This window comes from Microcystis sp. M53602_WE12 (genome assembly GCF_030065455.1).
Lineage (GTDB): Bacteria > Cyanobacteriota > Cyanobacteriia > Cyanobacteriales > Microcystaceae > Microcystis > Microcystis aeruginosa.
Genome location: NZ_JASJFB010000683.1, coordinates 1 through 14759, shown reverse-complemented (window position 1 = coordinate 14759; position 14759 = coordinate 1). Strand labels below are relative to the sequence as shown.

Sequence of the window (14759 nt, the reverse complement as noted above, 5' to 3'; positions counted from 1 at the left end):
TGGTATCAGAGCTATCAGATTTTTAGGGCTAATTGTGCATCTGCTGGGCAAACAAATTAGCCTGTAATTCAGAGCCGGCAATCGTTTTGACGATTTAGATAAAATTTTCAATGTGACACTTTAGGGTGCGGAATGTGGGTTGGAATATTCTGGCGGAAGACCGATCGCAAAGACTTGAAATCTGTTCTAACAATAGTTACACTTCTTTAGAATAGATACACTTTTCAAGGGATAATGTAGGTCGGCTAACTCTTGCACTTAACAGTCGAGATTGTTGGGCTTATATTTTCACCCTGAATATAAAAAGCGTCTAAGTGGACACTAAATTGTCAATAGGAGGAGCGTAGTCAATGGGACTACCTTGGTATCGAGTACACACAGTCGTTCTCAACGACCCGGGCCGTTTAATTTCCGTTCACCTGATGCACACCGCACTGGTAGCGGGTTGGGCTGGCTCCATGGCCCTCTATGAGCTTGCTATTTTCGACCCCAGTGACCCCGTATTAAACCCGATGTGGCGGCAAGGAATGTTCGTGCTGCCCTTCATGGCCCGTTTAGGTGTCACTGGTTCTTGGGGTGGCTGGAGCGTCACCGGCGAAACTGGTGTTGACCCCGGTTTCTGGTCTTTTGAAGGCGTTGCCGCCGCTCATATCGTCTTATCCGGTCTGCTATTCCTAGCGGCGGTTTGGCACTGGGTTTTCTGGGATTTAGAATTATTCATCGATCCCCGCACGGGCGAATCAGCCCTCGATTTACCGAAAATGTTCGGTATTCACCTGTTCTTATCCGGTTTACTTTGCTTCGGTTTCGGTGCTTTCCATCAAACAGGCCTTTGGGGTCCCGGGATGTGGGTTTCCGATGCCTACGGTTTAACCGGTCATGTGCAGCCCGTAGCTCCCGAATGGGGACCGGCTGGTTTTAACCCCTTTAACCCCGGGGGTGTGGTAGCTCACCACATTGCTGCGGGTATCGTTGGGATTATCGCCGGTTTATTCCATTTAACCGTTCGTCCCCCCGAAAGACTCTATAAAGCCCTGAGAATGGGTAATATCGAAACGGTGCTTTCTAGCAGTATCGCCGCTGTTTTCTTTGCCGCTTTCGTCGTGGCCGGAACCATGTGGTACGGTAATGCTACCACCCCGATCGAACTCTTTGGCCCGACCCGTTACCAATGGGATAAGGGCTATTTCCAAGAAGAAATTGAGCGTCGCGTCGAGGCCAGCATTGCCAACGGAGCCACCATCGCCGAAGCTTACCAAGCAATCCCCGAAAAACTGGCTTTCTATGATTATGTCGGTAATAGCCCCGCTAAAGGTGGTTTATTCCGTACTGGTGCCATGGATAGCGGTGACGGTATCGCTAAATCTTGGTTAGGACACCCCGTGTTCAAAGATGGCGAAGGTCGCGTCCTCAGCGTGCGTCGGATGCCTAACTTCTTTGAAACCTTCCCCGTTGTCCTGACTGACTCGGAAGGTATCGTTCGCGCGGATATTCCTTTCCGTCGTGCGGAATCGAAACTGAGTATCGAACAAAGTGGTGTTACCGTTTCTTTCTACGGTGGCTCTCTCGATGGTCAGGTGTTCAGCGATCCTGCTGATGTGAAGAAATTTGCCCGTAGAGCGCAACTCGGTGAAGCTTTCGAGTTTGACACCGAAACCCTGAAGTCTGACGGGGTATTCCGCACTTCTCCGAGAGGTTGGTTTACTTTCGGTCATGCTGTCTTTGCTTTACTATTCTTCTTCGGTCACATCTGGCACGGTTCTCGTACCATCTACCGCGACGTATTCGCCGGGGTCGATCCGGATCTGGAAGAACAAGTGGAATTCGGTTTATTCCAAAAATTGGGTGATCTTAGCACTCGTAAACAAGAAGTTTAGTTTTAGCTAAATCATCCCTATAACTAAAGGAGTCAAGTCTTTGACTCCTTTTTTTAATTAGGGTATGCTGAAAAAGTTTTTCGTGGGGGCAGGGTGTGGGGTGTGGGGTGTGGGGAGAAGGGAGCAGGGAGTGGGGAGCAGGGAGAAACAATTCATAACTTGAGAGTTAATCACACTATTAAAAACGGATTTATCCTAAATCCGGTTATTAAAAACTGATTATTTATTCTCCCCTTTTTCTGTGCGTTACTCAAGGGATTTAGTATTAGTATAAAGTTCGATCGAGCTTTACTTTTCACCGAATACTGAAAAAACCGCTAGTTATTTCTATAACTAACGGCTTTTTGCTGGGGGAAATTACCCGTAATGGAATTACATAGAGGAACCTAAACCGGCGTAAGCTCCGTAGAAGAAAAGACCAAGCACAGCGATAACGCCTAGACCGGCGATGGTGGCGACTAACCACAAAGGAATACGACCTTCTGCGAACATGAATAACACCTCCTAATTGCGATGACAATGAATCGGGACTAATTAGTTAAAGAAATAGCTGGAAAATAAAATTCCCAAGACAGCAACTAGGAGTAAACCTAGGTAAAGAGAAGTACGATTTAACTCGACGGCTTGCCGATTCGGATTAGGTGTTCTTTCCATAATTGTTCTCCTAGCGTTGAATAAACTGCATTGCCGCAATTGCACCGATAAAGAAGACAGTGGGAACCGCTAAGGTATGAACTGCCAACCAGCGAACGGTGAAAATGGGGTAAGAAATGGGTTGATTGGGATTACCACTAGCCATTGTTTTTATCCTTAATTAAAGTAAACTACTGATTAAACTGCTCGATTTGATTTTTGGCCTCAAAGCGATCATTAATGATCGGTAATTCTTGACGCTCTTGAGTGTAATACTCATCGGGACGGGGAGTGCCAAAAACATCGTAAGCTAAACCGGTACTCACGAATAACCAACCTGCGATAAACAGCATGGGGATGGTGATGCTATGGATAATCCAGTAACGAATACTGGTAACGATATCGCCAAAAGGACGTTCGCCGGTACTACCTGACATGGACGGTTCTCCTCGGAATGATAGGACTTGAAAAATTCAATCTCTATAATAGAGACTTTGTTGACCCTGAGACAAGTTTTAGGCCGGTTCGCTAGGGGGATTATATTTCAGTAAAACCCCATCTTGTCCCAAGACAAAACCCTTGTCGGAATTGATAAAAACAATTCGATAGAGATTGGAGGGGACACTTTCCACCGCGCGATCTTTTTGCCAAGATTGGCCGCTGTCATGACTGACCAAGAGATTGCCGCTACCACCAGCGACCCAAATTTCTTCGGGGCTGCGGTAGTTGAGGTCCAAAAGTCCCCAACTGGTGGAAAACTCTGGGAATACCTTATCTTCCCATGTATCGAGATCATTGGGGCTAGTAAATTGTAGTTGACCACCCCGGGCCAGGGCCCACAGTTCTCCTTTTTCACCATAACCGACTTTTTGTAAACGGCGGGAAGAAAGACGATTGTGGGGTTGCCATTCTGTTGACCCCGGTTCCCAAGTGGAATAAAAGTTACCGCGTGCGGAAACGGCCACGTATTTACCATCATGGGAACGAACAATTGTCCGGGCCACACCCACAGCACCTTCCACTAAAGCTTGCCAAGTTTTGCCCCCGTCTTTGGTGCGGTAGATAGCGCCTAAATCCGTGACCATTTCGGCGGTTTTGTCGTTAAGGGCGATAATTCCGTAGGGGGAACCGGGTAATTTTTCACTTAAGGGGATACGGGACCAGCTGCTGCCCCCGTCTTCGCTATGGAGAAGAATTGAGGGTTTACCGACAATCCAACCCTCTTGGTCGTGGAAACTGACGGCGCTAAAGCTAACTTTTTCTTCGCCAAGGTTGAGGACTTTTTGCTGCCAGCTGTCCCCCCCATCGGTGGTTTCAAAGAGGGTAGATTTGGTTCCCACTAACCAACCGTGCTGCAGGTCGTCGGTAAAGGCGATATCGGCAAAAGTGGAGTCAGTGTCGAGGGTGAGGATTTGCCAAGGACTACTGCTCAGGGATGGCACACTACTACAGCTAAAGCAGAAAAAGGCTACAGCTAGAACTATTACGAATTGTTTCAGTTTTCTCATCAATGGTTCAGAGGTATTGGTCAAGGAATCGGGACGGATTAGGGTTTGTACCCGATGGGTTACAGGCTCATAAGAGCCGTTGGATTAAAGATAATGAGTGCTTGAGTTAGTTTAAACCATATAAACTAATAAAGAAAACAAATCCTAGCGCTAAAGCCCCGAAAATCAAAATATTTTTTTGTGCCGGAGTCAGACGGTTAACTCCAAAACCATAGCTAAGATTTTCTTGGAATCCCGAAGGAGCATCTTTGGCTCCGATGTTGATAAATTGGGAACGACGCACACCACACACGGGACAGCGCCACGTTTCTGGCAATTCCTCGAAGGGGGTTCCAGCGGGAGTGTTGGTTTTACTATCTCCCTTGCTGGGGTCGTAAACGTAGCCGCAGGAGCGACATTCGTAGTTGGCAGGGGCCTGGTCGGCTAGGGTTAGTTCTGGTGGGCGATCGCTCATAACTAAGATTAAAGGAATTTTCAACACTCTGTTACAAATTATCCTTGAAAATTGACCCCTCTCACGGCCAACCCCTGACAGAATACCAAGTTTTCAAGTCTTAAAAGGATTAGCGAGGCAGCATATCGGCTTTAAAAAAAGTAAGATTAATCTATTAGGGCTTAAATGTCTATTAAAACTTTATTAAGTTGATATTTGGGCTATTTACCCTGATTTTGGTAGTCAAATTTATTCCGAGAAATTGAGAAATTTCAGGCAGGGAAGAAATTAGGGGTCTGATAGCAAATCCTGTTTAAAAGGTGGAGGAGATTGGGGAGCGCCAGAGCAGGGAGCAGGGAGCAGGGGGAAACAATCCATAACTGGGTTTTTAAAGTTGGATTGGGAGTTAATCATGCTATTAAAAGCGGATTTGGTATCATATTGAATAAATTTAATCACTTTTAGCGATCGCTTTTATATTTTGGCATAAATGGGCTGCTCCCTCCCTGTTCCCCAAAACGAAAACTTCGCACCTCACTATTAAGATGACTGCTATCAACCTTATATTATAGGTATATAATCAACCTTAACTATACCTTAAAAAGAGAGTAAAAATTGTGTTCAACCAGCTTGATTGGAATCCTGCCTACTCAATTGAAACCTTAGAACCAAATACGGTATTTTTTCTATCTGAGCGAGAATCAATCTGTTTCCAAGAGCCGCTTTATTATCGTTTAGTCAGATTAATCGATGGTCAACGTAATCTTGATGAAATTATTGATATTCTTCAGTTAGAATTTTTACAAAATCAAGAAATCAATCCCAATAATGCTAATTACTTCGCAGTTATTGTTAATTATAGCTTGGCAATTCAAAAAGCGATTTTTCAGTTATATAAACGAGGGTTTTTATTAGAAAAACAAGAATTATTGCCGTCTAATTTAGCAATTTTATGCCATCATCTTCAGGTTTCTCAAGCCCAAGCTTTTGAACGATTACAATCTCTGAAGGTTACAGTTAAAACCCTAGGCTTAATTCCCCAGCAAGATTTGATCAATATTTTAAATTCCTTGCAAGTTCAAGTCGCAGATGAAGGGGATTTAACCATTATTTTAACCGATAATTATCTTCATCCTGATTTAGAGAGTATTAATCAACAAGCTTTAGTCTTGCAAAAACCGTGGTTATTAGTTAATCCCCTGGGAAATCTAGCCTGGATTGGTCCCTTATTTGATCCCGATAAAACTGGTTGTTGGCATTGTTTGGCTCAACGATTACGAGATAATCGTCCCGTGGAGGAATTTATCATTAGACAGAGAGACAATAAGATTTCTTTAATTTCTCCTTTAGGGTTTTCTTCAGCGACAATACAGACGGTTTTAAATCTGACGGCTATGGAGGTTTTTAAGTGGATTATTCAAGGTAAAAATCAACGTTTAGAAGGAATGCTAATGACTTATGATACTTTAAATTTACAATTTCAAGAGCATATTTTAGTTAAACGTCCGAACTGTCCTAGTTGTGGATATTCTCTAAATAAAACACCTTTACCCGTGGTTTTGGGACATCGTAAAAAGGCTTTTACCAGTGATGGGGGACATCGTTTTTGTTCTCCTGAAGAAACCTTAAAAACCTATCAACATCATATCGGTCCTATTACGGGAATTGTGCGAGAATTAAATAAGATACAAGGGAATGCTTTAGTTCATACTTATGTAGCTAAACATCATTTTCGTAGTGTCTTTGATGATTTAGACAGTTTACGGCAAAATATTGGAGGTAGAAGTGCGGGAAAAGGCCGTACAGATAGTCAAGCAAAAGCAAGTGGATTTTGTGAAGCTATTGAGCGCTATTCGGGGGTTTTTCAAGGAAATGAAATCAAAGAAGAAGCGAGTTATCAAGAGTTAAAAGATAAAGCTATTCATCCTAACAAATGTATGAATTTTAGTGAAAAACAATATCAACATCGAGAAGAATGGAATGCGAAGAATCAAGGATGGTTTCAAAAAGTCCCTGAACCTTTTGATGAAACTAGAATCATTGATTGGACTCCTGTATGGTCTTTAACCGCTCAAGATTTTAAGTATTTACCGACGGGATATTGTTATTATGGTTATTCTCAATCTGAACCCTTAGATTGTTGGGCTGATTCTAATGGCTGCGCCGCAGGAAATACGATAGAAGAAGCGATTTTACAAGGGTTTATGGAGTTAGTGGAACGGGATTGTGTGGCTTTATGGTGGTATAATCAATTAGTTAAACCTTCCGTTAATTTAGAGAGCTTTAATGAGCCATATTTTGAGCAATTAAAGCAATATTATGAGGGGTTAAATCGGGAGCTATGGGTGTTAGATATTACCAGTGATTTGAATATCCCTTGTTTTGCCGCTATTAGTCCGAGAAAGGAGCGGGAAGTGGAGGACATTTTGTTAGGGTATGGGGCGCATTTTGACCCAAAAATTGCCATTAGTCGAGCGTTAACGGAGGTTAATCAAATCTTACCGAATGTGTTATCGTTTAAGGACGATGGGACAACGATTTATAATCCTTCTGCGGATCCTTTGGCGGTTAAATGGTGGCAAACGGCAAGGTTAAGCAATCAATCTTATTTAGTTCCAGATAGTAAAATAATACCGAAAAAAAGTAATGATTATTTACAATTAGCCAGTGATGATTTATTAGAGGATGTTAAATTGTGTCAGCGAATTGTTGAGTCAAAGGGGATGGAAATGTTAGTATTAGATCAGACTCGTCCTGATATTGGTTTAAGGGTGGCTAAAGTCATTGTCCCCGGAATGCGTCATATGTGGAAGCGTTTAGGGGCAGGAAGATTGTATGATGTTCCTGTTAGCATGGGATGGTTAAAAGAGACTTTGACGGAAGATGAATTAAATCCTTTTCCCATGTGGATGTAACGCTTTTAAATAGGGGAGCTTATCACTGATCAGTAAAAGGTGCATCACCGAAGTAACACACCTTAAATAGTGTTGGGTTCCGTACCTCAATCTAGCCGATAAGAGAGGCGATCGCACTTAGAAAGTGTACTTGATTTCAATAACACTCATGACACCTTCAACAATGGTTTGCCACTGTCCAGTAAATTCTGCACCATAAGATGCTGCAATTTGCGGACCTAATTTTTGTGCTTCATCGTTACTCCAGAGGGGGCCAGCTAAAACATTAGTTTTAAATTCATGAGTTCCAGTATTTTCCACCTGTAGTTCTACTTCTACTACACTCATTGCACTTTCAACTACGGTTGTCCACTGACCAGTAAAGTTTCCTTGATGAGCAGCTGCAATTCTCGGACCTACTTGTTGTGCTTCATCGTTACTCCAGAGGGGGCCAGCAGGGATATTAACTTTGTAACTTGCCATAATAGATAATGTCCTTTGAGACTTTTGTTGATTTTGTATCCTCAAGACGATATCAAAAATCCTTTTCTGAATTTTTTGAGTTAGCCATAATGCCTTAAGCAAAATGTCTTGTCTTTTGGGTTAAAAGTGATTGGTTCAATCACCTTTGATACCAGAATAAGTTTTATTTTTGGTAATGGCAATCTCTAAAATTAATACTTTTCTAATATGTTTTTTTGAGCAGAATATTAACTTTTTATGAGATTTATATTAGATTTATATTAGATTCAAAGGGTCACTTTATGGTATAATGGCGTAATCTCTTAAGTAGAACAAATGAATTAATCAATCAAATTATAGAGATTGAGTCAAAGGGGATGGAAATGTTAGTAGTATTAGACCAAACTCGTCCTGATATTGGTTTAAGGGTAGCTAAGGTTATTGTCCCCGGAATGCGTCATATGTGGAAGCGTTTAGGGCTAGGAAGATTATATGATGTTCCTGTTAGCATGGGATGGTTAAAAGAGACTTTGACGGAAGATGAATTAAATCCTTTTCCCATGTGGATGTAACCCTTGTTCATGGTCAATTGTTGATGATTTTAAGTTACTTGGTGAAGATTTCGAGTTTAACTTTCATTCCCGTTTTATCTAAAAGACTGAGTAATTTATCAACAGTAAAACGGCTAATTTCTCCATTCATTAAATCACTAATTTTTGGTTTTGTTTCCTCGAAAAAAGTGGCGGCTTCTTGCTGTGTCCATCTTTTTTCTTGGATAAAAGACCGCAAGGTTAACATCAAATCGGCTCTAATTTTTAAGTTAGTTGCTTCTTCACTGTTAAATCCTAAATCTTCAAAGATGTTATCGCTACCAAAAGTGATCTCAATAGGGTTAGATTGTGTCATGGTTATCCCTCCTGTAATTGTTGTCTAAATTGAATCATTTGTTGATAACGTTGTTGTCCCAATTCAATTTCTTTTTTCGAGGTTTTCTGTGTTTTTTTACCAAAAGCATGAAGGACATAAATCGCTTCTTTAAACCTTGCTACATAAAAGATTCTGTAGGTTTCTCCTGTCCAAATTCTAATTTCTTCTGTTCCTTGACCAATAATGGGAATGGGTTTAAAATCATTGGGTTTCTCTCCTTGTTGAATAGCTCTCAGTTGAAAACCTGCTTTACGCTTTGCGTCTTCAGGAAAATCTCTAATATCTTCCCTTGACGTCCCAATCCAGTAAATGGGTTTATCTCCCATGTTGGGGTTAATGATTAAGGTTGATACCTAATTTAGTATAACAGGATCATCAGTTTGTCAATTGTTCGTTAGTTAACAAGCAAGATAATGATCATTTTAGTTTAACTGAATCTAAGTAAAGTGTATCAGGGCAAATATCTCGTTCATGAGGCCATAAGCAAACTGATTCCTGATAGGTAAAAGGTATGTCAGCGAAGTAACACACCTTTATTAGTGTTGGTTTTTGTTGCTTCAATCTAATCTAGAAGAGCGGCTGGATCATTGGGAGCTATTCCTTCATCTTGATCTAAGATCAATAATATTTTCATTTGTTGAGTTACACTAAATAAGCGCAATCGAATATTGACTGAAAATTGAATCACTTGTAATGATAGGGAGATTTTCAGCCATAGATTGAGCAATAATAATGCGATCAAAAGGATCTCTGTGGTGAAAAGGTAGAGAAGCATTAATTTTTAGATGCTCTAGTTCAAGATTTAGTAAAACAATCCTACTTTCGTTCACTTCTTTCTCAATAAACTCTTCATAGGAAGGAACTAACCTTAACTTTCCTAAATTATATTTAATAGACATTTCCCAAAGACTGGCGATACTAAGATAACTAAAATTGTTCTCATCTTCAATTAAATCTTTGAGAGCATTGCTTAATCTAGGATCGTCATTAACAAACCAAAGAAAAATATGTGTGTCCAATAAAAAAGTCATTCCCTGTAATTGTGAAAGTCTTCAAGAGGTTCATCAAAGTCATCGCTCATCCATACTTTTCCCTTAGCACTTCCTCGTTTTAAGGGTCGTTTGATGGGGGAAATTTTGGCTACTGGCTCGTCGCCTTGCATAATAACAATTTCTTCTCCGTTAATTGCCAAATCGAGAAGTTTTGAGAGATCGGATTTAGCTTGAGCTATATCTAATTTAGTCATAGTGTTAAATCTCTATTTAAGTTTTCAAAAAATCTTGCCAATGTTCTTCGTCATCAGCTACGATGGTAATCATTCCTTGACATAGTCCGGGGACTAGGCGTTGGGACGCTATGGGTATTTGCCCGATTAATTGGGCAATTGGACGATTATTGTCGGTGATTAACAATTCTTCCCCCAGTTTGAGATTGTCAATCAGTTCGGGGAGTTTAGCCTGGGCTTCTTTGAGAGAGATGATCATGGATGTTGGGTTCTATCTAACTCATGGTGATAACGCTACAATTTTAACTGAATCTCAGCAAGGAATAGATAAAATACGGTTGGGTTGAACGATAGTGAAACCCAGCCTACACTCTCATGTTAAGGTTAAGTACGAAGATAAACCCAATTTCTAGGCCGATCATTCCTCAATTTTAACTGATCTAAGCAGAAAATAAATAAGCTCTCCTGATGACTGATAGATAAAAGGTATGTCACCGAAGTAACACACCTTAAATAAAATATTGTTGGGTTTCGTTGCCTCAACCCAACCGACAAGAGCGGCGATCGCTGATCACAAAAATTGCTATCATAGAAACTATTGATATTCAATGATTTAGGGGTAATCATAATGACACAGTTAACTGAAGAACGAAAACAAGAGATTATTGCTGAAGTTTTAGCAGCGAGAGCAAACCGTGAACAATTTCTATTAGAGATGAAACAACGGCAACAAGCAGGGTTAAAAATTGCTCAAAAATGTGCTAGTCTCCTTAAAGAGAAGTATGGAGTCACGAAAGTTGTTTTATTTGGTTCATTGTTAAATTATGAAGAAATAACTCCCCATTCTGATCTTGATTTAGCGGTTTGGGATTTACCAGAGAAAGATTATTTTAAAGCGATAGCAGAGTTAGATAATGGACAGGATTTTGAGGTGGATTTAGTAGAAGTTCAAAAGGCTCATCCTTATATTTTAGAGGCAATTGCTCAGGGGGTTGAATTATGACTAATTTATCAATTCAAGATAGAATTAATCAAGAACTCAATAAAATTCTCCAAGCCCTACAACAGCTAGAGATATTTTTAAGAGAATTATCTAATCAATCGGATGTCATGTATCAAAACGCATTAATTAATTCTATTGCGCTTAATTTCCATGGAGTTTATACTGGAATTGAGCGTATATTTGAAGCGATTGCTAAAAAAATTGCTCAAAGATTCCCAACGGGGGATAAATGGCATCGAGATTTATTAGAGCAAATGTCTGTTGATATACCTAAGGTGAGAAAAGCAGTTATTACAGAAGAAACAAGGCTCATTTTGGATGAATTAAGGCGGTTTCGTCATCTGGTGAGAAGTGCTTATTCTTGCCAATTAGATGAGGAAAAGGTTTTAATCATCGCCCATCAAATTGTTAATTCTTATCAAACCATAATCAATGACATTCAATTGTTTTGTAATAATTTAAGTAAGGGAAAAACTTAATTAAAGATAACCCAATTTACAAGATCACCTTCGGTGCGCTTTCAGCGAGTGGCGTGCTGCTATGCAGTGCCGTAGAGTATCGCACTATCTATACTTGATAATATAGTTGACAGAAATATTTTTTGGACGAGTTTCATAGATACTGACGCGAGCAGGAGGGCTATCAGGACCTGTAGTCTGTTTTATCTCAGATGTTTGCCCAACTGAGCCAGTACCCGGTTGTGCTTGTGCTGACAGGAGAATAGCATTATAGTCGTGCTGGTGTTGCTGGAGAGCATCACACTGAAGTGAACCGATCCCGCTACTTTTACCCATTCCCTCTGGTCCAATTCGTTCAGCAGCATCTGGATCTAGTCCAGAACCAGCATCAACCCCTCTCATGAATAATCCACGATAGTCTGGAAGTCTAAATTTATTATCCCCTTGTTTTCCATAAAGTGTTCCAATTACTGCAAATAGCTCAGGGTAAGCATCTATTTCAAGATAACGACCATCGCACAACATCCAACCGTATGCTTCAGGATAGGTGATAGGAATATTGGCATTCAAGCTCTCAGCCTGTGCATTCTGACTTGAGCAACCAGATGAAGTCCAAATATTGTTTATATCACCTGTTATGGGATGGATTTGACCAGCAAATGGGCATACTGTACCAATAGGAACTCCGTTTAGCATAATTTCTCCTTTTTTCTAACACTTAGAATGGGCATTAACTGTTATTTCCCTTTCCCAAGCTTGAAAGATAGGGGAAAAAATATATCTCACGAGCTTGGGAAATGCTATGTAATCTTATTTCTGACAGGCTAAATTTTTGTAAGAGACATCAACACTGGACTCACCTTCTTTTAATAATGATGGTGGTGCATTGTCCTTAATTGCTTTAAGAATTGCTTCCATTGCAGTAGCACAAGCTAACGCTGATTGACCGACAATTTTAAATGTTCGTGCGGTCTGATCAAAGCTAGAAAAATTGTCAATTACAACATTAGCAGCCTGAGCAATTAAAGATTTGTTTCCATACGCCCATGTTGCTACTGCCAGAGTGCCAAAAACCAACGTAGCAGCAAAAGTGTAGTCAGTACCAAATTCAGGCTGTTGCTCAACTGGGACATCAAAGAACTCAGAACCAATGGAGCGGGATAGTTTTTGAACTTGCTCATAGTTAGCAACCAAAGCACTCTGATAACTAAGGTCTAGCTTAATCGCTTGACCATCAAGTGTAGCCGTCAAAAGAGCTTTATTTTGACCTGATGGGAATTTGACTTCCATTGGACCGACGACTACATTACTACTTATCACGGTTCCCAGTTCCAAGTTATTAAATAAACCTACATAATAGGTAGGAGTCACCTTAAACTGAGCACTACTACTACTTAAAACATCTCGCTGGTAAACAGCTGAATTGTTTGACATCCCTACACCAACATCAGCTAGACTTTTTGAGTCATTCCCAATTACAATTAACTCTGGTCGTTGTGCTTGTCCATCGGGTTCTAGCTGCTGAACACCATCCTTAAAAACAACCTTCCACTTAGTTCCCAATTGGATATTATTAAACTTTTGGGAGGCTTTATAAACACCTATCCCTCCAGTTTGTTTGTAATTAGCAAGAGCAACAAGATATTCAATCTCCCAATCAACCCCAGATTCAGCTTTTTGCGGGACTGTCGTTTTTTTCCACGCAACACTATCTAATCCTACTGAATCAGGGAGAGTTTGATAGACTACCATAGTCCAAGTGCGATCTGTTTGATTGTTAAAATCAACGTAGTAAGTCATTTGAGCAACTCCAAAGAAATAATGTGAACTTAAAATGAAACTTTCGAGAAAAAAATACCTTAATGATTTGTTTTCTCTAAACTCTTAAGACATTCTCAAAAATCTATTCGTGAAATTTTCGATTTAGCCATAATGCCTTAAGCAAAATGTCTTGTCTTTTGGGTTAAAAGTGATTTGCTTAATCACCTTTGATACCAGAATAAGTTTTATTTTGAGTAATGGCAATCTCTAAAGTTAATACTTTTCTAATAGGTTTTTTTGAGTAGAATATTAACTTTTATATTAGATTTATATTAGATTTATATTAGATTCAAAGGGTCACTTTATGGTATGACTACCTCATCCCTGAAAGTAGAACTAATGAATTAATTGGGCATCTGAAATCCTCAAAACCCTTTTACTCTCTGATTTGAAAGAGGGTGTGGGGTGTGGGGTGTGGGGTGTGGGGTGTGGGGAAGGAAACCTCTTTCATCTGTGGGGGTGAAAATTTTTTCATCGGGACTGATTTGTAGAGTGTCAGGAGACGAAAAGAAAGCCGCAAAAAAGCGATCGCTTATCCCTCAAAGAAAACACCTGCCCTAAGTAAGGAGATGCTAAGTACCTAAGCAAAATTAATTACACATATCTAACCACCTCTTGCCTCTTGTCTCTTGCCTCTTGCTTATCTTCACTAGGAAATTAATTTTGCACGACTACTTATTGTTGGATGATGAGTATTAGAGAAGCTGTCATTATCGAAGATTACCCGGAATATCCTCAAGGGCGTTGTGTGCTAGTCTTACAAGGAGAAAACCATGACAAAAAAGCCTCACATTAAACTTATCCACATTGGAGAGTACATGGCTGAAGTGGAAGTCGAACTGATTGAGACTCCCGAAGGATGGTCGCCCTATTTATCATTAGAAGACGCTCAAAAATTAGATGATGTCCGGGAAGCCCTTCGTCAAGGTGATCTGCAAAAAGCTTCCAATTTAGCACATCTTTACAAAATTACCCCTCTTACCGTTTAACTAAACTTTGACAAGAAAAAATTAGGTTCTTCGTTACTTGGTATGATTCGATATGGGGGCATAAATCGACTAAATCCTTATCTGGTAAGAGATTTAATTGATTAGTTCGCTCTAGATAAAAAACAATTGACAAAAATCGCCAAATGCTTTTCTACATAAGGGTTACATCCCTTATATCCCCCGTCGATTGCATAACACAAACCGAAGAGCCAAAAATTAAAAAGCGATCGCTATTCCTCAGAACAACACAGCGATCGCCTAACTTTTAACTATCACAAGCAACATTATTGGAGGGCTGATAATTCTTCTCGAAGAATACGGCGTAAATCGGACTGAGTGAGCGATCGCTCAGAAGGAGATTGGATATATTGTTTTAAAGCCTCATTAATGGCTCTTCGGTAATTGTTATGCAATGGACGGGGGTTATAAGGGATGGAACCCTTATAGAGAAAGGCATTTAGCGATTTTTGTCAATTGTTTTTTATCTAGAGCGAACTAATCAATTAAGTCTCTTGCCAGATAAGGATTT

21 protein-coding genes are annotated in these 14759 nt (G+C 40.3%); 6 read left to right on the top strand and 15 right to left on the bottom strand.

Going from position 1 to position 14759, the window contains the following annotated elements; translation table 11 throughout:
* Window positions 1-350 precede the first annotated feature (350 nt).
* Window positions 351-1877 (top strand): photosystem II chlorophyll-binding protein CP47, encoded by a 1527-nt coding sequence (gene psbB / locus PX482_RS21365; protein ID WP_002757651.1) that lies wholly within the window; start codon window positions 351-353, stop codon window positions 1875-1877.
* 372 nt (window positions 1878-2249) lie between these two features.
* Here psbB and PX482_RS21360 read toward each other — a convergent pair whose 3' ends face one another.
* The 6 genes from PX482_RS21360 to PX482_RS21335 all read right to left on the bottom strand — a co-directional run bounded on the left by PX482_RS21360 (window position 2250) and on the right by PX482_RS21335 (window position 4472).
* A complete protein-coding gene (locus PX482_RS21360) occupies window positions 2250-2369 on the bottom strand; it encodes a photosystem II reaction center protein J (protein WP_002736108.1) in 120 nt (39 codons plus the stop codon).
* Between the two features lie 42 nt (window positions 2370-2411).
* Window positions 2412-2531, bottom strand: a complete 120-nt coding sequence (gene psbL, locus PX482_RS21355) for a photosystem II reaction center protein PsbL (protein ID WP_002735805.1) — start codon at window positions 2529-2531, stop codon at window positions 2412-2414.
* A gap of 10 nt (window positions 2532-2541) precedes the next feature.
* A complete protein-coding gene (gene psbF / locus PX482_RS21350; protein ID WP_002736175.1) occupies window positions 2542-2676 on the bottom strand; it encodes a cytochrome b559 subunit beta in 135 nt (44 codons plus the stop codon).
* 25 nt (window positions 2677-2701) lie between these two features.
* The gene (gene psbE, locus PX482_RS21345) at window positions 2702-2947 is read right to left on the bottom strand and encodes a cytochrome b559 subunit alpha (RefSeq protein WP_002749269.1); all 246 of its coding nucleotides are present in this window, start codon (window positions 2945-2947) and stop codon (window positions 2702-2704) included.
* A gap of 78 nt (window positions 2948-3025) precedes the next feature.
* Entirely contained in the window at window positions 3026-4018 is a 993-nt protein-coding gene (locus PX482_RS21340) for a photosynthesis system II assembly factor Ycf48 (protein ID WP_002757649.1), read from the bottom strand.
* 106 nt (window positions 4019-4124) lie between these two features.
* Window positions 4125-4472 (bottom strand): rubredoxin, encoded by a 348-nt coding sequence (locus PX482_RS21335; protein WP_002757647.1) that lies wholly within the window; start codon window positions 4470-4472, stop codon window positions 4125-4127.
* A 596-nt stretch (window positions 4473-5068) separates the two neighbouring features.
* Between PX482_RS21335 and PX482_RS21330 the strand changes: the two genes are divergently transcribed.
* The gene (locus tag PX482_RS21330) at window positions 5069-7366 is read left to right on the top strand and encodes a TOMM precursor leader peptide-binding protein (protein ID WP_288023337.1); all 2298 of its coding nucleotides are present in this window, start codon (window positions 5069-5071) and stop codon (window positions 7364-7366) included.
* A gap of 117 nt (window positions 7367-7483) precedes the next feature.
* Here the strand turns inward: PX482_RS21330 and PX482_RS21325 are convergent, their stop codons facing one another.
* A complete protein-coding gene (locus PX482_RS21325) occupies window positions 7484-7930 on the bottom strand; it encodes a mannan-binding lectin (protein ID WP_223212957.1) in 447 nt (148 codons plus the stop codon).
* 221 nt (window positions 7931-8151) lie between these two features.
* Between PX482_RS21325 and PX482_RS21320 the strand changes: the two genes are divergently transcribed.
* Window positions 8152-8379 carry a YcaO-like family protein gene (locus PX482_RS21320; protein WP_308417979.1) on the top strand — a complete coding sequence of 76 codons (228 nt, stop codon included), beginning with the start codon at window positions 8152-8154 and terminating at the stop codon, window positions 8377-8379.
* 34 nt (window positions 8380-8413) lie between these two features.
* Here PX482_RS21320 and PX482_RS21315 read toward each other — a convergent pair whose 3' ends face one another.
* From PX482_RS21315 to PX482_RS21295, 5 genes are all read right to left on the bottom strand, one after another.
* A complete protein-coding gene (locus PX482_RS21315; protein ID WP_002757640.1) occupies window positions 8414-8713 on the bottom strand; it encodes a helix-turn-helix domain-containing protein in 300 nt (99 codons plus the stop codon).
* Between the two features lie 2 nt (window positions 8714-8715).
* Window positions 8716-9060 (bottom strand): type II toxin-antitoxin system RelE/ParE family toxin, encoded by a 345-nt coding sequence (locus PX482_RS21310; protein WP_002798095.1) that lies wholly within the window; start codon window positions 9058-9060, stop codon window positions 8716-8718.
* 321 nt (window positions 9061-9381) lie between these two features.
* A complete protein-coding gene (locus PX482_RS21305; protein WP_002757635.1) occupies window positions 9382-9765 on the bottom strand; it encodes a type II toxin-antitoxin system VapC family toxin in 384 nt (127 codons plus the stop codon).
* Window positions 9762-9980 carry a type II toxin-antitoxin system Phd/YefM family antitoxin gene (locus PX482_RS21300; protein WP_002798098.1) on the bottom strand — a complete coding sequence of 73 codons (219 nt, stop codon included), beginning with the start codon at window positions 9978-9980 and terminating at the stop codon, window positions 9762-9764. The genes PX482_RS21305 and PX482_RS21300 overlap by 4 nt, the downstream gene beginning before the upstream one ends.
* 16 nt (window positions 9981-9996) lie before the next feature.
* Window positions 9997-10218 (bottom strand): type II toxin-antitoxin system Phd/YefM family antitoxin, encoded by a 222-nt coding sequence (locus PX482_RS21295; RefSeq protein ID WP_288094756.1) that lies wholly within the window; start codon window positions 10216-10218, stop codon window positions 9997-9999.
* 369 nt (window positions 10219-10587) lie between these two features.
* Here PX482_RS21295 and PX482_RS21290 point away from each other — a divergent pair, with 369 nt between their 5' ends.
* Together PX482_RS21290 and PX482_RS21285 are read left to right on the top strand one after the other, a co-directional pair.
* Window positions 10588-10962 (top strand): nucleotidyltransferase family protein, encoded by a 375-nt coding sequence (locus PX482_RS21290; RefSeq protein ID WP_002757633.1) that lies wholly within the window; start codon window positions 10588-10590, stop codon window positions 10960-10962.
* A complete protein-coding gene (locus PX482_RS21285; RefSeq protein WP_002757632.1) occupies window positions 10959-11441 on the top strand; it encodes a ribonuclease toxin HepT-like protein in 483 nt (160 codons plus the stop codon). The genes PX482_RS21290 and PX482_RS21285 overlap by 4 nt, the downstream gene beginning before the upstream one ends.
* 84 nt (window positions 11442-11525) lie before the next feature.
* Here the strand turns inward: PX482_RS21285 and PX482_RS21280 are convergent, their stop codons facing one another.
* Window positions 11526-12116, bottom strand: coding sequence for a phage tail protein (locus tag PX482_RS21280; RefSeq protein WP_002757630.1), 591 nt, complete (start codon window positions 12114-12116; stop codon window positions 11526-11528).
* Window positions 12117-12230: 114 nt separating this feature from the next.
* The gene (locus tag PX482_RS21275; protein ID WP_002757629.1) at window positions 12231-13220 is read right to left on the bottom strand and encodes a RhiA family protein; all 990 of its coding nucleotides are present in this window, start codon (window positions 13218-13220) and stop codon (window positions 12231-12233) included.
* A 794-nt stretch (window positions 13221-14014) separates the two neighbouring features.
* On the opposite strand from PX482_RS21275, the gene PX482_RS21270 reads away from it, so the two are divergent.
* Window positions 14015-14230: a hypothetical protein gene (locus PX482_RS21270; RefSeq protein ID WP_002757627.1), complete on the top strand. Its 216-nt coding sequence runs from the start codon at window positions 14015-14017 to the stop codon at window positions 14228-14230.
* On the opposite strand, the gene PX482_RS21265 is transcribed toward PX482_RS21270, so the two are convergent.
* Window positions 14220-14363, bottom strand: coding sequence for a hypothetical protein (locus PX482_RS21265; RefSeq protein ID WP_288023334.1), 144 nt, complete (start codon window positions 14361-14363; stop codon window positions 14220-14222). The two genes, PX482_RS21270 and PX482_RS21265, sit on opposite strands and share 11 nt — an antisense overlap.
* Window positions 14364-14759 lie beyond the last annotated feature (396 nt).

Coding starts and splice junctions, on each gene's coding strand:
- PX482_RS21315 (WP_002757640.1), bottom strand. CDS start 8,713: ATGACACAATCTAACCCTATTGAGATCACTTTTGGTAGCGATAACATC.
- PX482_RS21295 (WP_288094756.1), bottom strand. CDS start 10,218: ATGATCATCTCTCTCAAAGAAGCCCAGGCTAAACTCCCCGAACTGATT.
- PX482_RS21290 (WP_002757633.1), top strand. CDS start 10,588: ATGACACAGTTAACTGAAGAACGAAAACAAGAGATTATTGCTGAAGTT.
- psbF (WP_002736175.1), bottom strand. CDS start 2,676: ATGGCTAGTGGTAATCCCAATCAACCCATTTCTTACCCCATTTTCACC.
- PX482_RS21360 (WP_002736108.1), bottom strand. CDS start 2,369: ATGTTCGCAGAAGGTCGTATTCCTTTGTGGTTAGTCGCCACCATCGCC.
- PX482_RS21310 (WP_002798095.1), bottom strand. CDS start 9,060: ATGGGAGATAAACCCATTTACTGGATTGGGACGTCAAGGGAAGATATT.
- PX482_RS21280 (WP_002757630.1), bottom strand. CDS start 12,116: ATGCTAAACGGAGTTCCTATTGGTACAGTATGCCCATTTGCTGGTCAA.
- PX482_RS21305 (WP_002757635.1), bottom strand. CDS start 9,765: ATGACTTTTTTATTGGACACACATATTTTTCTTTGGTTTGTTAATGAC.
- PX482_RS21270 (WP_002757627.1), top strand. CDS start 14,015: ATGACAAAAAAGCCTCACATTAAACTTATCCACATTGGAGAGTACATG.
- PX482_RS21275 (WP_002757629.1), bottom strand. CDS start 13,220: ATGACTTACTACGTTGATTTTAACAATCAAACAGATCGCACTTGGACT.
- PX482_RS21335 (WP_002757647.1), bottom strand. CDS start 4,472: ATGAGCGATCGCCCACCAGAACTAACCCTAGCCGACCAGGCCCCTGCC.
- psbE (WP_002749269.1), bottom strand. CDS start 2,947: ATGTCAGGTAGTACCGGCGAACGTCCTTTTGGCGATATCGTTACCAGT.
- psbB (WP_002757651.1), top strand. CDS start 351: ATGGGACTACCTTGGTATCGAGTACACACAGTCGTTCTCAACGACCCG.
- PX482_RS21340 (WP_002757649.1), bottom strand. CDS start 4,018: ATGAGAAAACTGAAACAATTCGTAATAGTTCTAGCTGTAGCCTTTTTC.
- psbL (WP_002735805.1), bottom strand. CDS start 2,531: ATGGAAAGAACACCTAATCCGAATCGGCAAGCCGTCGAGTTAAATCGT.
- PX482_RS21285 (WP_002757632.1), top strand. CDS start 10,959: ATGACTAATTTATCAATTCAAGATAGAATTAATCAAGAACTCAATAAA.
- PX482_RS21300 (WP_002798098.1), bottom strand. CDS start 9,980: ATGACTAAATTAGATATAGCTCAAGCTAAATCCGATCTCTCAAAACTT.